We start from the raw sequence: 22,661 nt of genomic DNA, 5'->3' as shown, positions 1-22,661 counted from the left end.
CAGCTTTCCTGCAAAAACATCTCCCACATTTGAACTGTGTACACCGAACCATTGTGGGAGCGGGCTTGCTCGCGAAGAGGCCCGATCAAACACTACAAAAATCAGCTTTCCTGCAAAAACATCTGCCACATTTGAACTGTGTACACCGATCCATTGTGGGAGCGGGCTTGCTCGCGAAGGGGCCGGATCAGACACACAAAAATCAGCTGTCTTGCAGAAACATCTCACGGGTCAACCCATGCCGCTGCATCTTTTCATTGAACGTGCGACGCGGCAGTTGCAGCTCTTCAAGCACCGCTTTCACATCGCCCTTGTGCCGGGTCAACGCCGCGCGCAGGCAATGCGCTTCAAACGCTTCCTGCTGCGCCGCCAGCGATTGCCCGGGATCGACGCCCTCGGGCGCAGGTTCGCCCAGCCCCAGCACCTGACGTTCGGCCACGTTTGCCAGTTCGCGCACATTGCCCGGCCAGTCGTGGCTCAGCAAATGGCTCAACTGCGGGCCGCTCAGTGGCGGGAATGTGCGCCCCAATCGTTCGGCAGCGTTTTGCGCAAACGACTCGAACAACAACGGAATATCTTCACGGCGCTCACGCAACGGCGGCAACCGCAACTCGGCGACGTTCAGCCGATAGGCCAGATCCTCGCGAAAACGCCCGGCCCGCGCCTCGTCCAGCAAGTCCGGTTTGGTCGCAGCGATGATCCGCAGATCCACGCGAATGCTCTGATTGGAACCCAACCGCTCAAGCTTCTGTTCCTGCAACACCCGCAGCAATTTCACTTGCTGGGCCAGCGGCATGCTTTCGATTTCATCGAGAAACAGCGTGCCGCCATCGGCGTATTCAAGCTTGCCGATGCGTTTGCCCTGAGCGCCGGTGAACGCACCGCTCTCGTGGCCGAACAGCTCGGCCTCGAACAATTGCTCGGGAATCGCCGCGCAGTTGAGCGCGACAAACGGCTTGTCGGCGCGCGGACCGAAGTCATGCAGGCAACGGGCAACCAGCTCCTTGCCGCTACCGGTTTCACCGCGGATCAATACGTTGACCGGCAACGCCGCCAGGTCCAGCACTTGCCGACGCAGTGTCTGCAAACCACGGGACACGCCGAGCAATGTCGCGTCGAGTTTGGCGCGGTTGTCGGCCTGCTCGTGCAAGGCGCGGTTTTCCAGCACCAGCCGGCGTTTGTCCAGCGCACGGCGCAAGCTGCCGAGCAGAGTTTCCGGGCTGAAGGGTTTTTCGAGGAAATCGTAAGCGCCATCGCGCATCGCATCGACGGCCATCGGCACGTCGCCGTGGCCGGTCAGCAGAATCACCGGCAAGTCGGCATCGCGGCGCTGAACTTCGGCCAGCAGTTCCAGCCCGGACATGCCGGGCATGCGCACGTCGCTGAGGATCACGCCGGGAAAATGCTTCGGCAACTGCGCCAGGCATTCATCGGCGCGGCTGAACAGTTGCACCTCGAAACCCGACAGGCTCAGCCATTGTTCGACGGCGCTGCGGATGCTGCTTTCGTCGTCGACCACCATCACTGAATTCAGCATGCGCCAGGCGCCTCCGGATCGATGGGCAGGGTGAATGTGAACACCGCGCCGTTGTCGTGATTATCGGCGCTCAGGCGTCCGCCCGATTCGTGAACGATGGCGAAGGATACGGCCAGACCGATGCCCAGGCCATCGCCCACCGGTTTGGTGGTGAAAAAGGGATCGAAGACCTTCGCCAGGTTTTCTTCGGCGATGCCACCGCCGTTGTCGATGACGCTCAGGCGCCAGAGCTGTCCTTCGGTTTGGAGGCGGATTTCCAGGCGTTTACAGGGTTTATCCTGCATCGCATCCAGCGCATTGCGCAGCAAATTGATCAGCACCTGTTCCAGCCGGATCGCATCGCCCCGCACCCACGCCGGACGGGTCAGGTGCAGCACGGTGCTGACCTGTTCATCGCGCAGGCGAGTGTCGAGCAGCTCCAGCGATTGGTCCACCACCGAAGCCAAATCCACGCGCTCGCGCAAGCCGCTGGGGCTTTTGCGGGCGAAGGTTTTAAGGTGGCCGGTGAGGGCGGCCATGCGCGTCAGAATGTCATCCACCGGTTTCAATGCCTTGTAGGCGTCGTCGACGCGGCCGTGATCGAGCAACAGTCGCAGTGTCGCCAGCTGCATGCGCTGCGCGGTCAGCGGTTGGTTGATTTCATGGGCCAGCGCTGCGGACATCTGGCCGAGGGCCGCGAGTTTGGCCGATTGCACCAGACCGTCCTGAGCCGTGCGCAGATCGCGGGTACGCTCTAGTACAAGCTGTTCGAGCTCTTCGCGACTGCGCTGACGCATTTTTGCCAGACGCCAGCGCTGGTTGAGGAACAGCAGCAGAAACACCAGCGTCAGCCACAGCCCGGCAGCGGCGAGCGCGGCGTTGCGACTGTCTTCGAACGCGACCTGTGGGCGGCGCAGCAGGTGCAGCGTCCAGCCTTCGGCGGTCAGCGGCAGGGATTCCCACAGGTAATCCGCTTTGCCGTCCGGGCCATCGACCCGCGCCAGCTCACTGTTGTCGTCGAAGCGGCGCAGCGATTGATAGTCCAGCAGCGTCAGCGGTTGCTTGTCGTATTGGCGGGTGGCCTTGAGCTCGGCGTGATCGCTGTCGCCCAGCGGTTTCAACAGGCGATAGCGCCAGCCCGGTTGATTGGCGATGAAGATGATCCCGCGTGCGTCGCTGACCAGCAGCGTGTCGCTGCCCTGACGCCATTCGCGTTCCAGTTCGGGAAACTCGAGCTTCACCACCATCGCGCCGAGAAACCGGCCAGCGTCATCGGTCACGGCGCTGGACAGGAAGTACCCCGGAATCCCGCTGGTCACGCCCACCGCATAAAAACGCCCGGTGCCGTGGGTGCGGGTTTGGCTGAAGTAAGGACGAAAACCGTAGTTGTGGCCGACGTAACTGCTGGGCAAACGCCAGTTGCTCGCCGCCACGGCGAGGCCGGTGTGATCGAGCAGTTCCAGGGTCGAGGACTGGGCGGCGCCGTTGATCTTTTCCAGTTTGCGGTTCAACGCGTCCTGCTGGTCGGGCGTGACCGGACCGTTGAGCGCTGAACGCAACTCGGGGTCAAGCGCCAGGACTGCGGGCAGGGCGCGGTAGCGTTCGATCAGGGTGTGCAACGACGTGGCGTAGAGCCCGAGTTGCTGATTGGCACGGGCGGCGTCTTCCACCAGGGCCTGACGCTCGGCTTGACGCATGGCCAGCGTGGCGGCGAGGGCTGCACCGGCGAGGATAAGAAAGGTGTACAGCGTCAGGCGCAGGGTGCGGGAAGACTCAGACATGCCGGGCATTACACAATGTTTGCGGAGGGGGCGCACCATACCATGCACACCGCGCCCCCTGTAGGAGCGAGCTTGCTCGCGATGGTCTCCAGAACGCCGCGTTTATTCAGATTACGCGCGTTATCGTTCACGACCATCGCGAGCAGGCTCGCTCCTACAGGGGGATGTGCGGGCAAAAAAAAAGGCGACAGGAGCATGACCCTGTCGCCTTTTCTTTGTCAGTCGAAGCGCTTACTGCACTTCTACCGCCAGGCTTTCACTGATCTTTTGCTGCCAGATGGCAGGACCGGTGATGTGTACCGATTCACCCTTGCTATCAACGGCAACGGTGACCGGCATGTCTTTCACGTCGAACTCGTAGATCGCTTCCATGCCCAGTTCAGCGAACGCAACGACACGGGATTTCTTGATCGCTTGCGCCACCAGGTAAGCCGCGCCGCCGACCGCCATCAGGTAAACGGCCTTGTGGTCCTTGATCGCGTCGATCGCGTTCGGGCCGCGTTCGGATTTGCCGATCATGCCCAGCAGGCCGGTTTGCTCGAGGATCTGACGGGTGAACTTGTCCATCCGCGTTGCAGTGGTCGGACCGGCAGGGCCAACGACTTCTTCGCGCACCGGATCAACCGGGCCGACGTAGTAGATGAAGCGACCTTTCAGGTCCACCGGCAGGGTTTCACCCTTGTTGAGCATCTCGACCATGCGCTTGTGCGCGGCGTCGCGACCGGTGAGCATCTTGCCGTTGAGCAGGACGGTTTCGCCCGGCTTCCAGCTCTGCACGTCTTCCGGGGTCAGGGTGTCGAGGTTGACGCGACGGGCCGACGGACCGGCTTCCCAGACGATTTCCGGGTAGGCGTCCAGCGGTGGCGCTTCCAGCGAGGCAGGGCCGGAACCGTCGAGCACGAAGTGCGCGTGACGGGTGGCGGCGCAGTTCGGGATCATGCACACCGGCAACGAAGCGGCGTGGGTCGGGTAATCCATGATCTTCACGTCGAGCACGGTGGTCAGGCCACCGAGGCCCTGAGCGCCGATGCCCAGTTGGTTGACCTTCTCGAACAGCTCCAGGCGCATCTCTTCGATACGGTTGGACGGGCCGCGTTTTTTCAGCTCGTGAATGTCGATGGATTCCATCAACACTTCCTTGGCCATCACCGCAGCTTTCTCGGCGGTGCCGCCGATGCCGATGCCGAGCATGCCCGGTGGGCACCAGCCGGCACCCATGGTCGGAACGGTCTTCAGCACCCAGTCGACGATCGAGTCGGACGGGTTGAGCATGGCCATTTTCGACTTGTTCTCGGAACCGCCGCCCTTGGCCGCCACGTCCACTTCCACGGTGTTACCCGGAACGATGGAGTAGTGGATAACGGCCGGGGTGTTGTCCTTGGTGTTTTTACGAGCGCCCGCCGGGTCGGCGAGGATCGAGGCACGCAGGACGTTTTCCGGCAGGTTGTAAGCCCGGCGCACGCCTTCGTTGATCATGTCGTCCAGGCCCATGGTGGCGCCATCCCAACGTACGTCCATTCCCACGCGGACAAACACGGTCACGATGCCGGTGTCCTGGCAGATCGGGCGGTGGCCGGTGGCGCACATGCGCGAGTTGATCAGGATCTGCGCCATCGAATCACGGGCCGCTGGCGATTCTTCGCGCAGGTAGGCTTCGTGCATCGCCTGGATGAAATCAACGGGGTGGTAATAGGAAATGAACTGCAGGGCGTCGGCAACGCTCTGAATCAGGTCGTCTTGCTTGATCACGGTCATGAGTCGCGCTCCTCTAAAAGACGGGAACATTCAATAAGGTGCTTGCAGCTTGGGTGCATCGGTCGGTTGCAAGCACCTTTCAAGGCACGCCGGGCATGCTGGCGCGACGCTAAAAAGGCGCGGCAGTATAACGCGCCTCGCTGGCGGGCACACGCGCCGGCAGTCAATCGTTGGTCGCATAAGCCGACGATGCAAATAAACCTGCGGATGGGCTTTTGGTGGGAGCGGGCTTGCTCGCGAAGACGGTGTGCCAGCCACATCAATGCTGGATGTGCCGACGCCTTAGCGAGCAAGCCCGCTCCCACAAAGAGCCGTGCGCAAATCAGCGGTCAGTCGGGCCATGGCATTGACGCCAGGCTATAGCTCTAAAAATTGAATGGTCATTTGTCAGGCACGCCACTAAAGTGGCGTTCGGTCTGTAGAGTAGGACACTCGGTCAGCCTCCTTTCGCACGGTGAGTCAACGATTGACCCATAACGCCATCCAGCGCCTTTTGCTCAGACGTTTTGCCCTCGCAGCCGGCACTTATGCCCTGGCCTTACTGCTGCTGTGGCTGGCGTTTTTCACCGACCATTACGATGAACCGCTGGCCAACGTCGCCGTCGGCAGCGCGCTGGTGGTCATCAGCCAGGCGACGTTGTTCGCGTTGTTTTACAGCGGCTGGAATCTGCGGTTTTCCGACCCCAGCCTGACCGAAGCGCAAGTGTTGCTGGGGCTGGGTTGGCAAACCTGGCTGGTCGCCAATCTGGATGAGGCACGCGGCGCGTTTCTGGTGTTCTACGTGCTGATTCTGCTGTTCGGGCTATTTCATCTGTCGCGTCGTGCCTTTGTGCGGTGCGCGTTGCTGGTGTTTTTCAGTTTCAGTGCGATCACGCTGTGGGAGGGCTACCACTTCCAGTTGGCCGACCCGGCGCTGGCAGCGTTGCAGGTGTGCGTGCTGTTTATCGTGCTGGTCTGGCTGGAGCTTTATGCACGTCACGTCCAGGCCTCCCGCCAACGGATGCGTCAGCGCCGGTTCGCCTTGCAGGCGCATCAGGACACCCTGCGCGGGATGATGCGTCAGCTCGAAGACCTGGTGGCGACAGACGAATTGACCGGGCTGTTCAACCGCCGCCATTTCCTGCGCCTGGCCTCACGCGAACTCAACGCCATGGAACTCGGCGTGGTGCATGGCCTGGCGCTGATCGACCTCGACCATTTCAAACGCATCAACGATGTGCACGGCCACGCGGCGGGCGATCAGGTGCTGCAAGCTTTTGCCGGTGTGGCCAGCGCCTGTTTGCGTGAGGGGGACGTGCTGGCCCGATATGGCGGCGAAGAGTTCGTGGTGCTGCTGCCCGATTGCGGCCCTGAACGCCTGACGTCTTGCTGCGAGCGGTTGCGGATTGCCTTCACCGACGTCGAGTTGATCGGCTTGAAAGTGGGCAACCTCAGCCTGTCGGCGGGCATGACGCTGCTGGAGCTGGGCGACGATCTCGACGATGCCTTGCAGCGTGCCGATCAGGCGCTCTATCGCGCCAAACGTGACGGCCGCAATCGTTGCGCGGCGGCGTGGGAGAACGTTGATGCCTGAGTTGCGGGTCGGCGATCGTCAATGGTCGGTGGCGCCTGGCAGCAACCTGCTGGACGCGTTGAATCAAAACGGTGTGTCCGTTCCTTACAGCTGTCGCGCCGGCAGTTGTCATGCGTGCCTGGTGCAATGTACGCAAGGATTGCCGAGCGACAGCCGGCCCGATGCCCTGAGCGCAGAGCAGCGTCAGCAAGGCTGGCGCCTGGCGTGCCAGTGTCAGGTGGTCGAGGATTTGCAGGTGCACACCTTCGACCCGCAACAGGACGGCCGCCCGGCCGAAGTCGCCGCCGTCGATTGGTTGAGCAGCAGCGTTTTGCGTCTGCGCCTGACACCACAACGCCCGATGCGCTACAGCGCCGGTCAGCATCTGGTCTTGTGGGCCGGCAACGTGGCGCGGCCTTATTCCTTGGCCAGCCTGCCGGAAGAAGACCGTTTTCTGGAGTTCCACCTCGATTGTCGCCACCCCGGTGAATTCAGTGACGCCGCGCGTCAGTTGAAGATCGGCGACCCGCTGCGTCTCGGTGAACTGCGGGGCGGCGCGCTGCATTACGACGCCGACTGGCACACCCGGCCGCTGTGGTTGGTGGCTGCCGGGACGGGGCTGGGCCCGTTGTTTGGCGTCTTGCGCGAAGCCTTGCGCCAGGATCACCAAGGCGCTATCCGCGTGATTCACCTCGCCCATGATGCCGATGAGCATTATCTGGCCAAGCCCCTGCAAGCCATGGCTGCCAGCCGCCCGAACCTCAGCATCGAACTGTGGACACCGACCGAGTTGCCCGCGGCTTTGGCGCAACTGCGGCTTGTTTCCCGGCAAACCCAAGCCTTACTCTGCGGGTCTCCCGACAGCGTCGACGCCTTTGCCCGGCGCCTGTACCTGGCGGGACTGCCGCGCAATCAACTGCTGGCCGACGTCTTCCTGCCCCGCGGTTGAGCGCTGACTTTTCAGACGCGAGACCTTCCATGACCGATGCCATCCAGATTGAACGCGAACGCGGCCTGCTGACCCTGCGCCTGAACCGCCCCGACAAGAAAAACGCCCTGACCCGCGCCATGTACAGCCATCTGGCCGAAGCGCTGAAACAGGCTGACACCGACCCCGAAATCAACGCCGTGCTGATCACCGGTTCCGCCGAGTGCTTCACCGCCGGCAACGACATCGCCGACTTCCTGCAACAACCACCGAGTAACCTGGACAGTCCGGTGTTCCAGTTCATGCTGACCCTGCTCAAATGCCGCAAACCGGTGATCGCCGCCGTGGCCGGTGCTGCCGTGGGAATCGGCACGACGATGCTGCTGCATTGCGATCTGGTGTATATCAGCCGGGATGCGCGATTGCGTATGCCCTTCGTCAATCTCGGGCTTTGCCCGGAGTTCGGTTCCAGCCTGCTCCTGCCTCGATTGCTTGGGCACGCCAAAGCGGCGGAGCTGTTGCTGCTCGGTGAAGGCTTCAGCGGTGAACAGGCTGCGGAGTGGGGCATCGCGACCGAAGCCCTGGACAGTGGCGAAGCCGCATTGGCCAAGGCGCGGCAGATGGCGCTGCGTTTCGAGTCGCTGCCACCGGAAGCGGTGCGCATCAGCAAGCAATTGATGAAAGCCCCGGACCGGGAGCCATTGCGCAAAGTGATAGAAGAAGAGGGCGCGTTGTTCACCCAACGGCTGCGTTCGCCGGAAGCGGTGGCGGCGTTGTCGGGGTTTATCAACAGGCATTGAGTTTGTGGTGACCGGGCTGGCCCCTTCGCGAGCAAGCCCGCTCCCACATTTGACTGCATTCTTTCTGGTAGAACTCGGTTAAATGTGGGAGCGGGCTTGCTCGCGAAGGCGTCAGCCCAGACAACAAATCTTCCGGATCAGAAACCAAAAAGCCCCGCCATTCACACGGCGGGGCTTTCTTTTTTCAGCAACCGGTCACTCAGACCATCGGATCGCCAACGTGCAGGATTTTCATCCCGTTGGTGCCGCCGATGGTGTGGTAGCTGTCGCCCTTGGTCAGGATGACCCAGTCGCCTTTTTCCACAACACCGCGTTTCAACAGCTCGTCGATCGCAGCCTGGCTGACTTGCTCAGGCGGCAAGGACGCCGGGTCGAACGGAATTGTGTAGACGCCACGGAACATGGCCGCGCGGGCCTGGGTTTCGCGGTGCGGGGAGAACGCGTAGATCGGCACCGAAGAACGGATGCGCGACATGATCAACGGCGTGTAGCCACTTTCGGTCAGGGCGATGATCGCCTTCACGCCCGGGAAGTGGTTGGCGGTGTACATGGCCGCCAGGGCGATGCTCTGGTCGCAGCTTTCGAACACTTTGCCGATGCGGTGGCTGGAAGTCTTGCTGGTCGGGTGCTTTTCAGCGCCGACGCAGATGCGCGCCATCGCTTGCACGGCTTCCAGCGGGTACAGACCGGCAGCACTTTCGGCCGAGAGCATCACGGCGTCGGTGTAGTCGAGCACGGCGTTGGCCACGTCGGACACTTCGGCGCGGGTCGGCATCGGGTTCTGGATCATCGACTCCATCATCTGGGTCGCGACGATCACCGCCTTGTTGTGGCGGCGTGCGTGCAGAATGATCTTCTTCTGAATGCCCACCAGCTCGGCGTCGCCGATTTCCACGCCGAGGTCACCACGGGCGACCATGACAGCGTCGGAGGCATTGATCAGTGCGTCGAGTGTGTCGTCGTCGGCCACGGCTTCGGCGCGTTCAATCTTCGCCACCAGCCAGGCAGTGCCGCCGGCTTCGTCGCGCAGTTGACGGGCGTATTCCATGTCGGCGGCATCACGCGGGAAGGACACGGCCAGGTAGTCGACCTGCATTTCTGCGGCGAGCTTGATGTCGGCCTTGTCTTTTTCAGTCAGGGCTGGAGCCGTCAGGCCGCCGCCGCGACGGTTGATGCCTTTATGGTCGGACAGCGGGCCGCCGATGATCACCGTGCAGTTGAGTTCGGTGGCAGTGGCGGTATCGACGCGCATCACCACGCGACCATCGTCGAGCAGCAGCTCGTCGCCCACGCCGCAGTCCTTGACCAGGTCCGGGTAGTCGATGCCGACCACTTGCTGGTTGCCTTCGGTCAGAGGATGGCTGGTGGAGAAGGTGAATTGATCACCGATCTTCAGCTCGATCTTCTTGTTGGCGAATTTGGCGATACGGATTTTCGGGCCTTGCAGGTCGCCCAGCAGGGCAACGAAGCGCCCGTGCTTGGCGGCCAGGTCACGCACCAGCTTCGCGCGAGCCTTGTGCTCGTCGGGAGTGCCGTGGGAAAAGTTCAGGCGGGCGACGTCCAGGCCAGCCAGAATCAGCTGTTCGAGAACTTCCGGCGAGTTACTGGCCGGGCCAAGGGTAGCGACGATTTTGGTACGACGGACGGACATGCAAAGACTCCTGAGTTCAAGCGCTGAGTGAGGCTACTATGCTCTCGGGGTGTAGTCATTGTTCATGTGCACTACTTTTTGTGAAGAGCTTTGTTATTCGCTTGTTTATTGAAACGAACATTCTTGAAGATTTTCGTCAACGGGTCGATAAAGAGTTCACGACAGGAGAACCCCCATGCGATTCGTGCTCATAGCCATTCTTGCCCTCAGTGTTGTGGGCTGCACCCGTTTTTCGATGAACCATCATTTGAATAATGCCTACAAGGCCTATGACCGTGGCAATTGCGAGCAGGTGACACTCGAACTGTCCAAAGTCGAACGCGCCAGCCGCGCGCGGTCTTATGTGTGGCCGGAAGTGTCGATGCTGCGCGGTTTGTGTCTGGAGCGGCAGAAACTGTTTGTCGATGCGGCGCAGACCTATCAGTTCATCATCGCTTCGTACCCGCAAAGCGAATACGCCTACCGCGCCCAGGCCCGTCTGGAAACCTTGCAGTCGCTGGGTCATTACCCGCTGCGCAGCTCGGCGGCGGTGCGTCCGACCCGGTTCTGATTGCAGTAGTCGTTCAACGGCTGGCTCACCGGCGGTGGTGAGCTATAGTCGAATAACCGGTTTAGAATCTTGTTTCTAAATCGACGTAACACCTGTGATCGGCGGGAGTAAGCGACAGCGGCTTTATGGACTGTTGCACCGGGATCGGGGAGAGCGCGCCCTTTGTCTGGCTCACGTTTTATACAGGCAGGCAGGCCCGTTCCGAAGCATTAGTGCGGCCCTGCTTAAGGGCCTTGCTGGGCGAATTGAGCATGTTTACTGACCGCCGGATCGAGCGGCATCAACTGCCGTATTTTCTGAAAGTGTTCAACAGTGTCACCGACAAACCGATTGGCTTCCTGGGCAATGTCTCTGAACACGGGCTGATGCTCATTAGTCAGTTGCCAATCATGATCGGCGCGGATTTCGATTTGCGCCTGAAGATCCCCATGGCCGATGGCTGCCAGCAGGTCATCGATATCAGGGCTTGCTGCTTGTGGTGCCATGAAGACGCAACCCCTCACCATTACGACGCCGGGTTCAGCCTGCAACGGGCACCGCCGGAGTATGAGCAATTGGTGGAGGCGTTGAAGCAGTACTTCAGTTTTCAGCCGTTGCCGGCGTCTGCCTGAAGGTTGCGGTGTTTGATCTGGCGCCTTCGCGAGCAAGCCCGCTCCCACATTGGATCTTCTTTGGGCACAGATTTGTGTACCTCGGAGGTCCAGTGTGGGAGCGGGCTTGCTCGCGAAGGCGTCAGATAAAACAACACAATTTGAACGGATAGATGCTAAACCGCGCCGCTTGCCTGCTCATCTGCCAATGACTTCTCCACCAGCATCAACCCCCACTCACTCAACTGATAAATGACCACGGCCGCACGCCGTGCCTTGTCGTCGAGGCTGTCGGCCAGATCGAGCAAGAGGTCGTTGACGGAGCAAAAGGTTTCGAAGGCCTGGATGGCGATGGATCTGGGGTCGGCGTCGGGGGCGACGGTGAACATCGACATGCCGCGTACGGGGAATTCGGTGTGGAGTTGGACATTTGCGTTTTATCCCTTCAATGAGCCGTATCCCACCCGGGCGACTAAACCCGATCGCTGGAAATCAGCGACGCGGATCAAGTTACGTGGCGAGCCCAAGGCGCACAAGCCGGCGGATTCTGGCTGATCTGTAGGCAACGGCGCAAGCCGATGTAGCCCCTTTACGTCCCGCACGCGGTCCCGTTCCGCACTCGCGTCACAGTCACTAAAACGCCCCGGCTTTCTTCCATTCCAGGTAGCGCGTCACCAGCGCGGCACCCAGTTCATGGGTGCTTGCATCCAGCACTGGCACGCCATGGGCATGCAGCCGTTCATGCAGTTCGGTCCGTGCATTCAAGAAGTCCACCGTCCCGCAATAGACCAATGCTTCCGACAGCGTTTGCACACTCGTCTGACGCAGGTTGTCGAGTACGTCTTCGCGCAGGCTCGCGACCAGTACCCGATGCTGCTTGCTCAGGCGTTTGACGGCAGTCAGCAGCTCCTCATCGTCTTCGTCCCGCAGGTTGGTCACCAGCACGACCAGCGAGCGGCGTTTTTGCCGGGCCAGCAGTTGCGTTGTAGCGGCTTGATAGTCGGCGCTGCGTTGGGTGCTGTTCAGGTCGTAGACCGTGTTGAGCAAAACGTTGAGTTGACCGGCACCTTTCACGGGGGCGAGATAGCGCGGTTGCTCGACCGCAAAGGTGCTGAGCCCCACCGCATCACCCTGGCGCAGGGCGATGTAGCTCAGTAACAGACAGGCATTGAGCGCGTGATCAAAATGCGCCAGTTCGCCGTCCTGGCTGCGCATGCGTCGTCCGCAATCAAGCATGAAAATGATCTGCTGATCGCGTTCATCCTGATACTCGCGGGCAATTGGCGTGCGCTGGCGGGCGGTGGCTTTCCAGTCGATCTGGCGCAGGCTGTCGCCTTCGCGGAATTCCCGCAGCTGATGAAACTCCAGGCCCAGGCCGCGTCGTTGCCGCTGGCGCACGCCGAGCTGGCTGAGCCAGTTATCCACCGCCAGCAGTTGGCCGCCGTAGAGGCGGGCGAAGTCGGGGTACACGCGGGTGTGGTCGGGCACGTTTAGCAGGCGTTTGTCGGACCACAGGCCCAAGGGGCTCGGCAGGTTGATTTCGCAGTGTTCGAAGGTGAAGTGGCCGCGCTTGAGCGGACGCAGGCGATAGCCGATCCGGCTGTGCTGGTCTGGTTGAAGCTCGACTGACAGGGGAAGGTTTTCGAAGTTTAGGTCGTCAGGTACGTGGTCGAAGATCTGAATCGTCAGTGGCTGGGGAAAGTCATGCTCAACCTCAAGACGCACTTCGCTCCAACGGCCGAGTGCCAGGCTGCCGGGCATTTGTCGTGTTATCCGGGGCGACGGCAGGCGTTTGAGGCGCACAGCATCGAGTATTGCCAGGGCCAGTAGCGCCAGCAATAAACCCCAGTTGATCGACAACAGCGTTGATGGAACGGCGATCTCCAATGCCCGCAATGCGCCCAGCACGATGCCAATGACCAGCAGCACGGCGAGCCAGATTAATAGCACGCGTGAGGGTTTCATGATTTGGCACCGTGCAGGCAGGTCAAAAGATCGCAGCCTTCGGCAGCGCCTACGTTGAACGCGCACCCCCGTAGGAGCTGCCGAAGGCTGCGATATTTTCCCCCGGCGACGATGTTCACAACCGCGGCGCCGGCACTTGATCGAGCAGTTGCTGCAACACCTGATCGACCTCCAACCCTTCGATATCCAGCTCCGGCGCAATGCGCACACGATGGCGCAGCACCGCCAGTGCGCAGCCTTTTATGTCATCCGGAATCACAAACTCGCCACCGCGCAACAAGGCCCGCGCCCGAGCGCAGCGTACCAGGGCAATGGAGGCCCGAGGCCCGGCGCCGAGCGTCAGGCCTGGCCAGCTACGGGTGGTGCGCGCCAGACGTACGGCGTAGTCGAGGACCTGATCGTCCAGCGGCAGATCGCTGGCGATGCGTTGCAGTGCCAGCACATCTTTGGCTTGCAACACAGTCCGTAGCGGCTGCACGTCGAGCATGTCGGCCCGGGTCGAGCGGCTGACCTGGCGCACCATGTCCAACTCCTGATCGGCGTCGGGGTAATCCATGCGCACCTTGAGCATGAAGCGATCCAGCTCGGCTTCCGGCAGGGGATACGTACCTTCCTGTTCGATGGGGTTTTGCGTCGCGAGCACCATGAACGGTTGCGCGATGGGCAGGGCGCGGCCTTCAAGGGTGACCTGGCGTTCCTGCATGGCTTCGAGCAGCGCCGCCTGGGTTTTCGCCGGGGCGCGGTTGATTTCATCGGCGAGCAGCAGGTTGGTGAACAACGGACCTTTGCGCAGTTTGAATTGCTCGGTGTGCAAGTCGTACACCGCGTGTCCGGTGACGTCGCTGGGCATCAGGTCCGGGGTGAACTGGATGCGCGCGAATTCGCCGCCGAAGCAGCGGGCGAGGGCGCGCACCAACAAGGTTTTGCCCAACCCCGGCACACCTTCGAGCAGCACATGGCCGCCGGCAATCAGCGCTGTGAGCACGTCGTCGATCACCGTGTGCTGGCCGATCACGGCTTTTTGCAATTCGCTGCGCACGGCCTGCGCCAACTGACTGGCGCGCTGGCGTTGCTGCGCGGCATGGCTCGGTGCGCCGGGCTCGATCTGTTCACTCATCATAAGGCGTTCCTCAAGGTTTGCAGGTGGGCGACCTGACGGCTGAATTCAACGCTGGACAGCCGTTGCTTCGGTCGCGGGCTCATGGCCTGGCTGATTGCGCGTGTGGGTTGGCCGGTCAGGCGTGCGAGCACCAGCCATTGTTCGGCGACGCCGAGTTGTTCAAAACCGGGATGACGGCGCCGGACCCGGTGCAGGATGTCTTGCTGCAAGGCTTGCAACAGGCTGGCTTGACCGGTGCGGCGCCACATGAAATCGGCGCTGGCACGCAGGTGCTCGTGGAGTTGCCGACGGGCTCTCGGGGCGGGTTCGATCAACGGGCCATGGCGCACGCCGACATGCCAGAGGCCAAGGCCGATCAGGGCGACGAGGGCGACCAGCGCCTGGGGGAAATAGCGCAGCAACAAGGTCAGCAGGCTGTCGTGGTCGGTGTTGAACAGCAGGGTCACGTTCGTGTCAGCGGTCAGGTACCAGAGCAGCCAGGCGTTGTCGTACCGGTCGATGGCCGGGGTTTTCCACAGCTCGGCGTCAGTGACCACGATGATCGACCCGAGCCCGTGGTTCAGCTGCATCATGTGCGTGGCCTTGCCGCTGTTGGCCCAGGCTTGCGCGAGATTTTTCGGGTCTTCGAGATGGAACGCGGTATCGAAGGTGGCGTAGGCCGGCGCGTCTTCGTCCTCAAGGTACAGCTTGGTCAGTTTGGGGTAGGGATCCTTGCCGGTGTCGGGCGGCGGGTCCTTGAGGTCTTTGCTCAGAGACTGGTGCACCTTCACCCGGTCGAGCAGCAGGTCGTTGCTCTGGCCCAGTTTTTCATCCCATAACGACTCGGCGATGAATAAAAGCCGCCCGCCGGCGCGGGTCCAGTTCAGCACTTGATCGATCTGGCGCGGGGTCATACTGGAGCGGTCGCCGAGCAACAACAGGCTGCGTTGTCGAGGTTCCAGCGTGGGCAGCATGTCGAGGCTGTTGGCATGGCTGACGGTCAGGCCTTGCTTGCGCAGGAAATGCTCGGCGGCCAGATAAGGGTTGGCCTGGGCTTCGGGCGACGGACCGTGATCGATTTCTGCCTGATAGGGCGTCGCCCTGGCGTACAGATAAAGACTCAACGCGCCCAACAGCACGGCGATGAACACGCCAGCGGCCAACCACAATCGCCGGTTCAATGCGCCGCTCCCGGACCGAACAAGGTCCGCCAGCCATCACACAGTTCCTGTCGCACATGCGCCGGTGGCAGGCGATGTCCGTAGGCCATGTTCTGCCAGTGCCCGGTCAGGTTTTTGCTGAAGGCCAACAGGGCGGGTTGTTGCAGTTGTTCGACGCGCTCCAGTACCTGGCCTTCGGTGTCGGCGGGTTTGAGCGCCATGTTGTAATCGTGCAGCAAGTGACTGAGCAGGGCGCGATAGAGCAACCCGAGCGCCTCGCGAGGGTTGGATTGCCAGAGGCTTTCGGCGCTGGCGGCGATGTCGTCGGGCAGGGTCTCACGGTTCAGGTCCAGGCCGAATGCCTGCTGCAGTAACGGTCGTGCGACTTTACCCTTCAACGCCGGTCGACGACTGACAAAGGCCCGCAACCACTCCCGGTAATGCCAGATCAACAAACCGATCGCGCCGATGACGGCGCCCCACAGCACGACTTCTATAAAGGTCGCCAATGTGCCGAAGCGCTGGGTATTCAGTAACTTGAGCAGGGCCTTCAGCCATTCGGGGGCTTTGCCGTCGCCAGGGGTTTCGGCGGATGGCTTGTCCTCGCCAAAGCGATAGCGCGTGACGGTTTCCTTGTTCTTGAACGGAGGCTGATCGAGGATTGCCTTGATGCTGTCACGGGACGCCTGGCTGCTCAGTGGCTGGTCCAGCAAACGCGGACTGTCGGGGGAAATGGCCGGCTCGGCGGCCCAGACGTTTTGCCCGGTTGGCATCAGCAGGAATGCCGCCAACAGCAAGGTGATGGCGGTCCCGCTCAAGCGTTGGCGCAGGCGGCGGAACACCAGCTCGATGTCCCAGGCCTCCAGCACCGTGCGCCGGTTCAGGTAAAGACTGAAGCCGCAGGCTACGTAGATCGGTTCCCACACCACCAGCACCAACACGTAAAACACATTGGTCAGGTGCTCCAGCCAGCGCCAGTCTTGTGAGGCGGCGGACAGCAATGTCTGCCAGCTCCAGTCGAGTTCGACCTGTGGCGGCAGGAGCAGGTAGAACAGCACCATCAGGCTGATCCACAACGCACTTTCCAGATGCACGCCGATGATCGTCAGCCAGCGCGCAGCCCCACCGTCGCGTTGCAACAACACCTGCAAGCGCTGTTGTCGTGCCAGACCACTCAGGCCTTCGAGTTGCACCACCGGCAACAGGAAGCTGCGACTCAGGCTCAAGCGTCGCCAGGTCAGGCTGGCCAGCAATTGTGGCTTGAGCAGGCGTGGCCATTGGCGCAGCGCCTGCTTCAGCGTGGGCGTTTCACCGAACATGGCTTTGGACAGGATGTACAGCGGCAGGCGTTCGAACGCGGGCTTCAGCCACCAGAAGATGAACGCTACGCGGGAGGGGGAATCCCACAGCAGCAAAGTGAGCAGGGCGAAAACCGGCAGGGTCACGAGGGCCCAACTGGTCATCAGCAGGCGTCGGTGCCGCTGGCTCAGCAGCACGCCCAGGTCCATGGCTTCCCAGGTTGTACGCGGGCGGATTACCACGGTCGCGTCACTCAGGCGCATGGCGGGTCCGTCCGGCAAACAGCAGATACATCGCGACCAAAAACCACAGCGTCGCACCGACCAGATACTTGGTCATCGGCGCAGGCCCGGTCATTGACGACCAGTAAGCTTCGATAAACGCTGCAATCAGCAGAAACAGCATGACCCCGCAAATCAGCAGTACACTTTTGCGCGCCGCCACTCGCAAGGCTTCGGCGCGCGGCAGTCGTCCCGGTGCGATCAAGGCCCAGCCCAGTTGCAGGCCGGCAGCGCCCGCCAGGGCAATGGCGCTGAGTTCGAAGGCGCCGTGGCCGATCACGAACGACCAGAAGGTTTGCCCGTAGCCGATCTGCGTCAGGTGCCCGGCCACCGCGCCGATCATCAACCCGTTGAAGAACAGGAAAAACGCGCTGCCCAGGCCAAACAGCAAACCGCTGGCAAAGGTCTGAAAGGCAATGCCGATGTTGTGCATGATGTAGAAACCGAACATCACCCAGTCTTCACTGGCCGCCCGTTCCGCCGAGCGCCCCAGGTGACCGGCGACAGGGTCGTACATGCCTTGCATTTCGCTGACCTGTTCGGCCGGGATCAGGTTGTAGACCAGATCCGGGAATAGGTACACCAGCAACGCAAAGCCGATCAGGCTGCCAAAAAACATCAGGCTGGCGGCGAGCACGAAACGCCATTGCTCGCGCACCAGTCGCGGGAAGTCCGCGAGGATGAAACCGAGCACATTGGCACCCAGTCGGCTGCGATGCCGATAGAGCTGTTGGTGCCCGCGCAGGACTTGTTGCTGCAAAGAGTCGATCAGAAAACTGCTGTAACCGCGCTCACGAGCCAGGGCCAGATGCTGGCAGAGCCTTCGATAATCTTTCGGGAAACTGGCAAGCCGTGAGGTGTCCTTGTTCCGCTCCAGCCTGTCGAGCATAAGGGAAAATTGCACCCATTCAGCCTTGTGGCGATTCTCGAAAAGACTTTGCTTCATGCGGGGCCCAACAAGCCGCGGGCGATGCCGTTGAGTTCCGCCACGGCGCGTGGCGGTGAAACCTTCAACGGTTGCGCGAGGATGGAGGCGAGTTCGGTGACCCGCGCTTCGGAGAGTTCGCCCTGGCGTTCGGCAAACCCGAGGATGGCGCGTTGCTCGGGCAGCGTCAGGGCAAACGACGGGCGCCGTGGCTCGGCGTCAGGCAGTTGTGGTCGGGTGAGCGGCTGTTCGCGGTAGATCACCAGCGTGCCGGCGGCCAGGTCGCCGAGACGTTTGAAATTGGGGTGTTGCAGGCAACTGATGACGCCGAGGAAATAACCGAACGGCAACAGGTCGACAAAGCGCAGCAGGTTGCGCAGCAGCGAAGCGGACCAGCCGATCGGCGTGCCGTCATCCTGCACCACCCGCAGGCCCATCCATTGCTTGCCCGGCGAGCGCCCTTGATTGAGCACCTCGAACAGCACCATGTACCACCAGCTCACCCCGAAGAGCAGGATCGAGCCCAGCCCGGCGCCGAGTTTTCCCAGAAACGCGAGGACGATAAACAGCAGACCCAGAATCAACCCGCGCAGTCCGAGGTCGATGGAGAACGCCAGCGCACGAACCATCAACCCGGCCGGGCGCAGTGGCAAGTCGATGCCTTCCGGCGTTTCAACCTGATACCGCGTATCCAGTGGCGGGGCCAGCGTCGCTTTCCTTGGCAGTGCTGTGGTCTCGAGCATGGGCAACCTGATGATGAGGCCTGATCGGGATTCTCTGTCCGGCCGATGCTAGCAGTCTCTTGGGGGAAAACGACATAACTATGTATTGCACGGTGCGTGGCCAGAGATGATTGAATGCAAGATCACTGGCCGGGGCGGGATGCAAACGCCTAGACTTCGCCGATCTTCAGTTCAGGAATAGCCCGTGACCTCGATCTTCTGGTACGACTATGAAACCACCGGCATCAACCCCCGTTGCGACCGTCCGCTGCAAGTGGCGGGGCTTCGCACGGATTTCGATCTCAATGTAATAGACGAGCCGGTCAACCTTTACTGCCAGCCCAGTGAAGACATCCTGCCGCATCCGGCGGCCTGCGCGATCACTGGCATCACGCCCGGCCAATTGACCGGGCACGGTTTGAGCGAAGCTGATTTCATGACCCGGGTGCATGCCCAGCTGGCGGCGCCCGGCACTTGTGGCGCGGGTTACAACACCTTGCGTTTCGACGACGAGATGACTCGTTACAGTCTGTACCGCAACTTTTTCGACCCGTACGCGCGCGAGTGGCAGGGCGGTAACAGCCGCTGGGACCTGATCGATGTGGTGCGCGCGGCGTATGCCTTGCGTCCGGATGGCATCGTCTGGCCGAAGGATGACGAGGGTCGGGTCACGCTCAAACTCGAACGCCTGACCGCAGCCAATGGCATTGATCACGGCAACGCCCACGAAGCGCTGTCGGACGTTCGCGCGACGATCGCGCTGGCCCGTTTGATTCGGGAAAAACAGCCGAAGCTGTACGACTGGCTGTTTCAGTTGCGCGGTAAACAAAAGGTGATGGATCAGATTCGGCTGTTGCAACCGATGGTGCACATTTCCGGGCGCTTTTCGGCGGCGCGCAGTTATGTCGGCGTGGTGCTGCCGCTGGCCTGGCACCCGCGCAACAAGAACGCGTTGATTGTGTGTGATCTGCACCTGGACCCGCAGGGCTTGCTTGATCTGGACGCCGACACCTTGCGCCAGCGCTTGTATACCCGTCGCGACGACTTGGCCGCGGGCGAGTTGCCGGTGCCACTGAAGCTTATCCATATCAACAAATGCCCGGTGGTGGCGCCGCTGTCGGTACTTCGTCCCGATGATCAGCAACGCCTCGGACTGGATATGGCGCTTTATCAGGAGCGCGCGCTGCGGCTAAGTGACGCACAACAAGTTTGGCGAGATAAAGTTCAGGCGATTTATGCCAGCGAAGATTTCACCCAGAGCCAGGACCCTGAGCAACAGTTATACGATGGATTTATTGGTGATCGGGATCGGCGCCTTTGTGAGCAAGTCCGAGCGGCTGACCCGGCGCAATTAGCAAAGGAACACTGGCCTTTCGATGATGAACGTTTGCCCGAATTATTGTTTCGATATCGAGCGCGTAACTTTCCCGATACGTTGAGTTTCGAGGAGCAAGATCGTTGGCGAATATTCTGTCAGCAACGTTTGTCAGATCCTGAGTGGGGAGCACCCAATACGCTGGAAACTTTTGTAGAGGCCGCGGCCCACTTGAATATTACTGCGACGCCATTCCAGCAAAACGTGCTCAACGAGTGGAGCAATTATGTCCAGGCATTGCGCAAACGTTTGAATCTTTGAAAATGAAAGTGCCCGGCTCTGAATACCGGGCATAAAAAAACGCCAGCGTTTGCTGGCGTTCTTTTTTGTCGCGGCGAAAAGCGTTGCGGCTTAGCCCAGCAGGGTAGCCCAGCCTTCAACCACGTCACCGCCCCACTTGGCTTTCCACTCTTTCAGAGTTTTGTGATTGCCACCTTTGGTTTCGATGACTTCGCCGTTGTGCGGGTTTTTGTATTGTTTAACTTTGCGAGCGCGTTTGGTGCCAGTAGTTTTTACTGCGCCGCCGCGTGGAGCTTTGGTTTTGGATTCTGGATCCAACAGCGCGATGATGTCACGCAGGGACTTGGAGTATTCGCCCATCAGGGTGCGCAGTTTGCCTTCGAATTCCAGCTCGGTTTGCAGTTTGTCGTCTTGGGACAGGTTCTTCAAACGGGCTTGCAGCTCTTTGATAGCTTCTTCGGTGGCACGATATTCGTTGATCAAGGACATGAGGACTACCTTATGTAGGGCGCTGGATGGCAGGGGACAGTGCGGCAATAATAGTCAGGGTGTTTCATCAAGTAAACATTAAACCGGAGTTTATTTAAATTAGTTGTGGTGAATAGGGCACAAACTGGATGTGCAGTTAAGTAGTGTGGCGCGGTATCACAGATATTCACAATTGAGCAGTTGAAGATTGACAACAAGAGCACCATTGCGCGGGTGAGCGGGTGCTTCAACGCTTGTGCCAGCCGCCCTGGCACAACGCAAGGTGTCATCTATACTGCAGTTTTTCCGCGCAATCGCTAGAATGGCGGCCTTTGCGAAGTTCTGGAGTTTCCCCCTCATGCGCACTTTTCGGCTGGTGATTGCTTGCCCGGACCGCGTCGGCATCGTTGCTAAAGTCAGTAACTTTCTGGCGTCACATAACGGTTGGATCACTGAAGCGAGCCACCACTCGGACAATCTCAGTGGCTGGTTCTTCATGCGTCACGAAATTCGTGCCGATTCGCTGCCTTTCGGTATCGAGGCCTTCCGCGAAGCGTTCGCGCCGATTGCCGAAGAGTTCTCGATGAACTGGCGCATCACCGATACCGCGCAGAAAAAGCGCGTGGTGTTGATGGCCAGCCGCGAGTCTCATTGCCTGGCTGACTTGCTGCACCGCTGGCACAGCGATGAACTGGACTGCGAAATCTCCTGCGTGATTTCCAACCATGACGATTTGCGCAGCATGGTCGAATGGCACGGTATTCCTTACTACCATGTGCCGGTCAATCCACAGGATAAAGAACCGGCGTTCGCCGAAGTCTCGCGCCTGGTCAAACAGCACGAAGCCGAAGTGGTGGTACTTGCCCGTTACATGCAAATCCTGCCGCCCGAGTTGTGCAGTGAATATGCCCACAAAGTCATCAACATTCACCACAGCTTCCTGCCGTCGTTCGTCGGTGCCAAACCCTATCACCAGGCTTCCCTGCGTGGGGTAAAGCTGATCGGTGCGACGTGCCACTACGTGACTGAAGAGCTGGACGCCGGCCCGATCATCGAGCAGGACGTTGTGCGTGTCAGCCACAGCGACAGCATCGAAGACATGGTGCGTTTCGGTCGTGACGTCGAGAAGATGGTGCTGGCCCGTGGTCTGCGTTATCACCTGGAAGACCGGGTGCTGGTGCATGGCAACAAAACCGTGGTGTTCTGATACCCGCACGATACGGTTGAAATTCGAAGGGCCTGGGCGTTCAATCGCTTCAGGCCCTTCGCCGTTTCTGCACTGAGGATTTGACTATGGCCGATCCGCTCGACAAAGCTGTTTCCAAGGCTCCCGCGACGTTGGGGGAGGGGTGTTTGAGCCGCTATGATCCGGATGACTTGAGTCCTGAAGATGGCACGGAGTTTCCGGGGGCGGTGGAGTTGTGGGAGGAGTTGAATCCGGATTCTGAGCCTGTTGGAGCTGGCTTGCCGGCGAAGCGACCTTGAGGTTTGGCGTGCGGGCGCTTTGATTGGGTACATATCCGGTTCTTCGGTGATGGCGGCTATTGGTTTCGCCCTTACGGCGAGTCACTTTCGAAAAGCGCGAAAGTAACCAAAGCGCTTTTGCCCCTTTCGTTCGGTGCCTCGCTAAGGCTCGGCATGCCCTCGCTCCGGTCCTGCTCCGTGGGCCCGCCGCGATCGGCCATCCATGGCCGTGCGCGGCTAACCCGGCATCCATGCCGGGTTGCCCACTGCGCAGAACCTCCACTCGGCCTCTCGAGGGGGCAAGAAGATCAAAAGCCAAAGCGAGGCGGCCTGAGAGCCGACCTGACGTCTAGTCCGGTCAGGTCATCGGCGGTGAACGGTGAACAGCAATGCCATGCCCCACAAAAATCTAACTGTGGGAGCGGGCTTGCTCGCGAAGAGGGAGTGTCAGTCGCCATAAATGTTGTCTGACCCACCGCTTTCGCGAGCAAGCCCGCTCCCACAGGTACTCATTGCAAGTCCAGATTATGTGAACGATGA

Annotated in this window: 20 protein-coding genes; 8 read left to right on the top strand and 12 right to left on the bottom strand. The window is 60.7% G+C overall.

Annotated elements, in window-relative coordinates; genetic code table 11:
- Nucleotides 1-202: 202 nt before the first annotated feature.
- The 3 genes from ACA073_RS20575 to ACA073_RS20565 form a co-directional block, all read right to left on the bottom strand.
- A complete protein-coding gene (locus tag ACA073_RS20575) occupies nucleotides 203-1,537 on the bottom strand; it encodes a sigma-54-dependent transcriptional regulator (RefSeq protein ID WP_497399079.1) in 1,335 nt (444 codons plus the stop codon).
- Nucleotides 1,531-3,297: a sensor histidine kinase gene (locus ACA073_RS20570; protein ID WP_497399077.1), complete on the bottom strand. Its 1,767-nt coding sequence runs from the start codon at nucleotides 3,295-3,297 to the stop codon at nucleotides 1,531-1,533. The genes ACA073_RS20575 and ACA073_RS20570 overlap by 7 nt, the downstream gene beginning before the upstream one ends.
- Nucleotides 3,298-3,528: 231 nt before the next feature.
- Entirely contained in the window at nucleotides 3,529-5,052 is a 1,524-nt protein-coding gene (locus ACA073_RS20565) for a fumarate hydratase (protein WP_497399075.1), read from the bottom strand.
- Nucleotides 5,053-5,518: 466 nt separating this feature from the next.
- Between ACA073_RS20565 and ACA073_RS20560 the strand changes: the two genes are divergently transcribed.
- Genes ACA073_RS20560 through ACA073_RS20550 form a run of 3 tightly spaced genes read left to right on the top strand, consistent with a single transcriptional unit; the run spans nucleotide 5,519 to nucleotide 8,332 of the window.
- Complete coding sequence (locus ACA073_RS20560) at nucleotides 5,519-6,625, top strand: GGDEF domain-containing protein (RefSeq protein WP_497399073.1); 1,107 nt, start codon at nucleotides 5,519-5,521, stop codon at nucleotides 6,623-6,625.
- Complete coding sequence (locus ACA073_RS20555) at nucleotides 6,618-7,553, top strand: iron-sulfur-binding ferredoxin reductase (protein WP_497399071.1); 936 nt, start codon at nucleotides 6,618-6,620, stop codon at nucleotides 7,551-7,553. The genes ACA073_RS20560 and ACA073_RS20555 overlap by 8 nt, the downstream gene beginning before the upstream one ends.
- Before the next feature lie 29 nt (nucleotides 7,554-7,582).
- Nucleotides 7,583-8,332 carry an enoyl-CoA hydratase-related protein gene (locus ACA073_RS20550; RefSeq protein ID WP_497399069.1) on the top strand — a complete coding sequence of 250 codons (750 nt, stop codon included), beginning with the start codon at nucleotides 7,583-7,585 and terminating at the stop codon, nucleotides 8,330-8,332.
- A 199-nt stretch (nucleotides 8,333-8,531) separates the two neighbouring features.
- On the opposite strand, the gene pyk is transcribed toward ACA073_RS20550, so the two are convergent.
- Nucleotides 8,532-9,983, bottom strand: a complete 1,452-nt coding sequence (pyk, locus tag ACA073_RS20545; protein WP_497399067.1) for a pyruvate kinase — start codon at nucleotides 9,981-9,983, stop codon at nucleotides 8,532-8,534.
- Nucleotides 9,984-10,158: 175 nt separating this feature from the next.
- Between pyk and ACA073_RS20540 the strand changes: the two genes are divergently transcribed.
- Nucleotides 10,159-10,533, top strand: coding sequence for a tetratricopeptide repeat protein (locus tag ACA073_RS20540; protein WP_497399065.1), 375 nt, complete (start codon nucleotides 10,159-10,161; stop codon nucleotides 10,531-10,533).
- A 251-nt stretch (nucleotides 10,534-10,784) separates the two neighbouring features.
- On the top strand, nucleotides 10,785-11,144 hold the full coding sequence (locus ACA073_RS20535; RefSeq protein ID WP_497399063.1) for a PilZ domain-containing protein: 360 nt from the start codon (nucleotides 10,785-10,787) through the stop codon (nucleotides 11,142-11,144).
- 155 nt (nucleotides 11,145-11,299) lie between these two features.
- Here ACA073_RS20535 and ACA073_RS20530 read toward each other — a convergent pair whose 3' ends face one another.
- The 7 genes from ACA073_RS20530 to ACA073_RS20500 form a co-directional block, all read right to left on the bottom strand.
- Entirely contained in the window at nucleotides 11,300-11,518 is a 219-nt protein-coding gene (locus tag ACA073_RS20530; RefSeq protein ID WP_497399061.1) for a DUF6124 family protein, read from the bottom strand.
- A gap of 238 nt (nucleotides 11,519-11,756) precedes the next feature.
- The gene (locus ACA073_RS20525; RefSeq protein ID WP_497399059.1) at nucleotides 11,757-13,088 is read right to left on the bottom strand and encodes a DUF58 domain-containing protein; all 1,332 of its coding nucleotides are present in this window, start codon (nucleotides 13,086-13,088) and stop codon (nucleotides 11,757-11,759) included.
- 115 nt (nucleotides 13,089-13,203) lie between these two features.
- Nucleotides 13,204-14,205 (bottom strand): AAA family ATPase, encoded by a 1,002-nt coding sequence (locus ACA073_RS20520; protein ID WP_497404168.1) that lies wholly within the window; start codon nucleotides 14,203-14,205, stop codon nucleotides 13,204-13,206.
- Nucleotides 14,205-15,368, bottom strand: a complete 1,164-nt coding sequence (locus tag ACA073_RS20515) for a DUF4350 domain-containing protein (RefSeq protein ID WP_497399057.1) — start codon at nucleotides 15,366-15,368, stop codon at nucleotides 14,205-14,207. Before ACA073_RS20515 ends, ACA073_RS20520 begins: the two co-directional genes overlap by 1 nt.
- On the bottom strand, nucleotides 15,365-16,909 hold the full coding sequence (locus ACA073_RS20510; protein WP_497399055.1) for a DUF4129 domain-containing protein: 1,545 nt from the start codon (nucleotides 16,907-16,909) through the stop codon (nucleotides 15,365-15,367). The genes ACA073_RS20515 and ACA073_RS20510 overlap by 4 nt, the downstream gene beginning before the upstream one ends.
- Nucleotides 16,896-17,873: a stage II sporulation protein M gene (locus ACA073_RS20505; RefSeq protein WP_497399053.1), complete on the bottom strand. Its 978-nt coding sequence runs from the start codon at nucleotides 17,871-17,873 to the stop codon at nucleotides 16,896-16,898. Before ACA073_RS20505 ends, ACA073_RS20510 begins: the two co-directional genes overlap by 14 nt.
- Nucleotides 17,870-18,595, bottom strand: coding sequence for an RDD family protein (locus tag ACA073_RS20500; RefSeq protein ID WP_497399051.1), 726 nt, complete (start codon nucleotides 18,593-18,595; stop codon nucleotides 17,870-17,872). Before ACA073_RS20500 ends, ACA073_RS20505 begins: the two co-directional genes overlap by 4 nt.
- Before the next feature lie 184 nt (nucleotides 18,596-18,779).
- On the opposite strand from ACA073_RS20500, the gene sbcB reads away from it, so the two are divergent.
- Nucleotides 18,780-20,210 carry an exodeoxyribonuclease I gene (gene sbcB / locus ACA073_RS20495; RefSeq protein ID WP_497399049.1) on the top strand — a complete coding sequence of 477 codons (1,431 nt, stop codon included), beginning with the start codon at nucleotides 18,780-18,782 and terminating at the stop codon, nucleotides 20,208-20,210.
- Nucleotides 20,211-20,300: 90 nt separating this feature from the next.
- Here the strand turns inward: sbcB and mvaT are convergent, their stop codons facing one another.
- Entirely contained in the window at nucleotides 20,301-20,678 is a 378-nt protein-coding gene (gene mvaT, locus ACA073_RS20490) for a histone-like nucleoid-structuring protein MvaT (protein WP_007933316.1), read from the bottom strand.
- A 337-nt stretch (nucleotides 20,679-21,015) separates the two neighbouring features.
- Between mvaT and purU the strand changes: the two genes are divergently transcribed.
- Together purU and ACA073_RS20480 are read left to right on the top strand one after the other, a co-directional pair.
- On the top strand, nucleotides 21,016-21,864 hold the full coding sequence (gene purU, locus ACA073_RS20485; protein ID WP_017340494.1) for a formyltetrahydrofolate deformylase: 849 nt from the start codon (nucleotides 21,016-21,018) through the stop codon (nucleotides 21,862-21,864).
- 86 nt (nucleotides 21,865-21,950) lie between these two features.
- On the top strand, nucleotides 21,951-22,142 hold the full coding sequence (locus tag ACA073_RS20480) for a hypothetical protein (protein WP_497399047.1): 192 nt from the start codon (nucleotides 21,951-21,953) through the stop codon (nucleotides 22,140-22,142).
- The last annotated feature ends 519 nt before the right edge of the window (nucleotides 22,143-22,661 follow it).

Source organism: Pseudomonas sp. LBUM1670 (assembly GCF_059695695.1).
This window is presented reverse-complemented; position numbering and strand designations above follow the sequence as displayed.

Coding starts and splice junctions, on each gene's coding strand:
- ACA073_RS20575 (WP_497399079.1), bottom strand. CDS start 1,537: ATGCTGAATTCAGTGATGGTGGTCGACGACGAAAGCAGCATCCGCAGC.
- ACA073_RS20570 (WP_497399077.1), bottom strand. CDS start 3,297: ATGTCTGAGTCTTCCCGCACCCTGCGCCTGACGCTGTACACCTTTCTT.
- ACA073_RS20565 (WP_497399075.1), bottom strand. CDS start 5,052: ATGACCGTGATCAAGCAAGACGACCTGATTCAGAGCGTTGCCGACGCC.
- ACA073_RS20555 (WP_497399071.1), top strand. CDS start 6,618: ATGCCTGAGTTGCGGGTCGGCGATCGTCAATGGTCGGTGGCGCCTGGC.
- ACA073_RS20550 (WP_497399069.1), top strand. CDS start 7,583: ATGACCGATGCCATCCAGATTGAACGCGAACGCGGCCTGCTGACCCTG.
- pyk (WP_497399067.1), bottom strand. CDS start 9,983: ATGTCCGTCCGTCGTACCAAAATCGTCGCTACCCTTGGCCCGGCCAGT.
- ACA073_RS20540 (WP_497399065.1), top strand. CDS start 10,159: ATGCGATTCGTGCTCATAGCCATTCTTGCCCTCAGTGTTGTGGGCTGC.
- ACA073_RS20535 (WP_497399063.1), top strand. CDS start 10,785: ATGTTTACTGACCGCCGGATCGAGCGGCATCAACTGCCGTATTTTCTG.
- ACA073_RS20530 (WP_497399061.1), bottom strand. CDS start 11,518: ATGTCGATGTTCACCGTCGCCCCCGACGCCGACCCCAGATCCATCGCC.
- ACA073_RS20525 (WP_497399059.1), bottom strand. CDS start 13,088: ATGAAACCCTCACGCGTGCTATTAATCTGGCTCGCCGTGCTGCTGGTC.
- ACA073_RS20520 (WP_497404168.1), bottom strand. CDS start 14,205: ATGAGTGAACAGATCGAGCCCGGCGCACCGAGCCATGCCGCGCAGCAA.
- ACA073_RS20510 (WP_497399055.1), bottom strand. CDS start 16,909: ATGCGCCTGAGTGACGCGACCGTGGTAATCCGCCCGCGTACAACCTGG.
- ACA073_RS20505 (WP_497399053.1), bottom strand. CDS start 17,873: ATGAAGCAAAGTCTTTTCGAGAATCGCCACAAGGCTGAATGGGTGCAA.
- ACA073_RS20500 (WP_497399051.1), bottom strand. CDS start 18,595: ATGCTCGAGACCACAGCACTGCCAAGGAAAGCGACGCTGGCCCCGCCA.
- mvaT (WP_007933316.1), bottom strand. CDS start 20,678: ATGTCCTTGATCAACGAATATCGTGCCACCGAAGAAGCTATCAAAGAG.
- purU (WP_017340494.1), top strand. CDS start 21,016: ATGCGCACTTTTCGGCTGGTGATTGCTTGCCCGGACCGCGTCGGCATC.
- ACA073_RS20480 (WP_497399047.1), top strand. CDS start 21,951: ATGGCCGATCCGCTCGACAAAGCTGTTTCCAAGGCTCCCGCGACGTTG.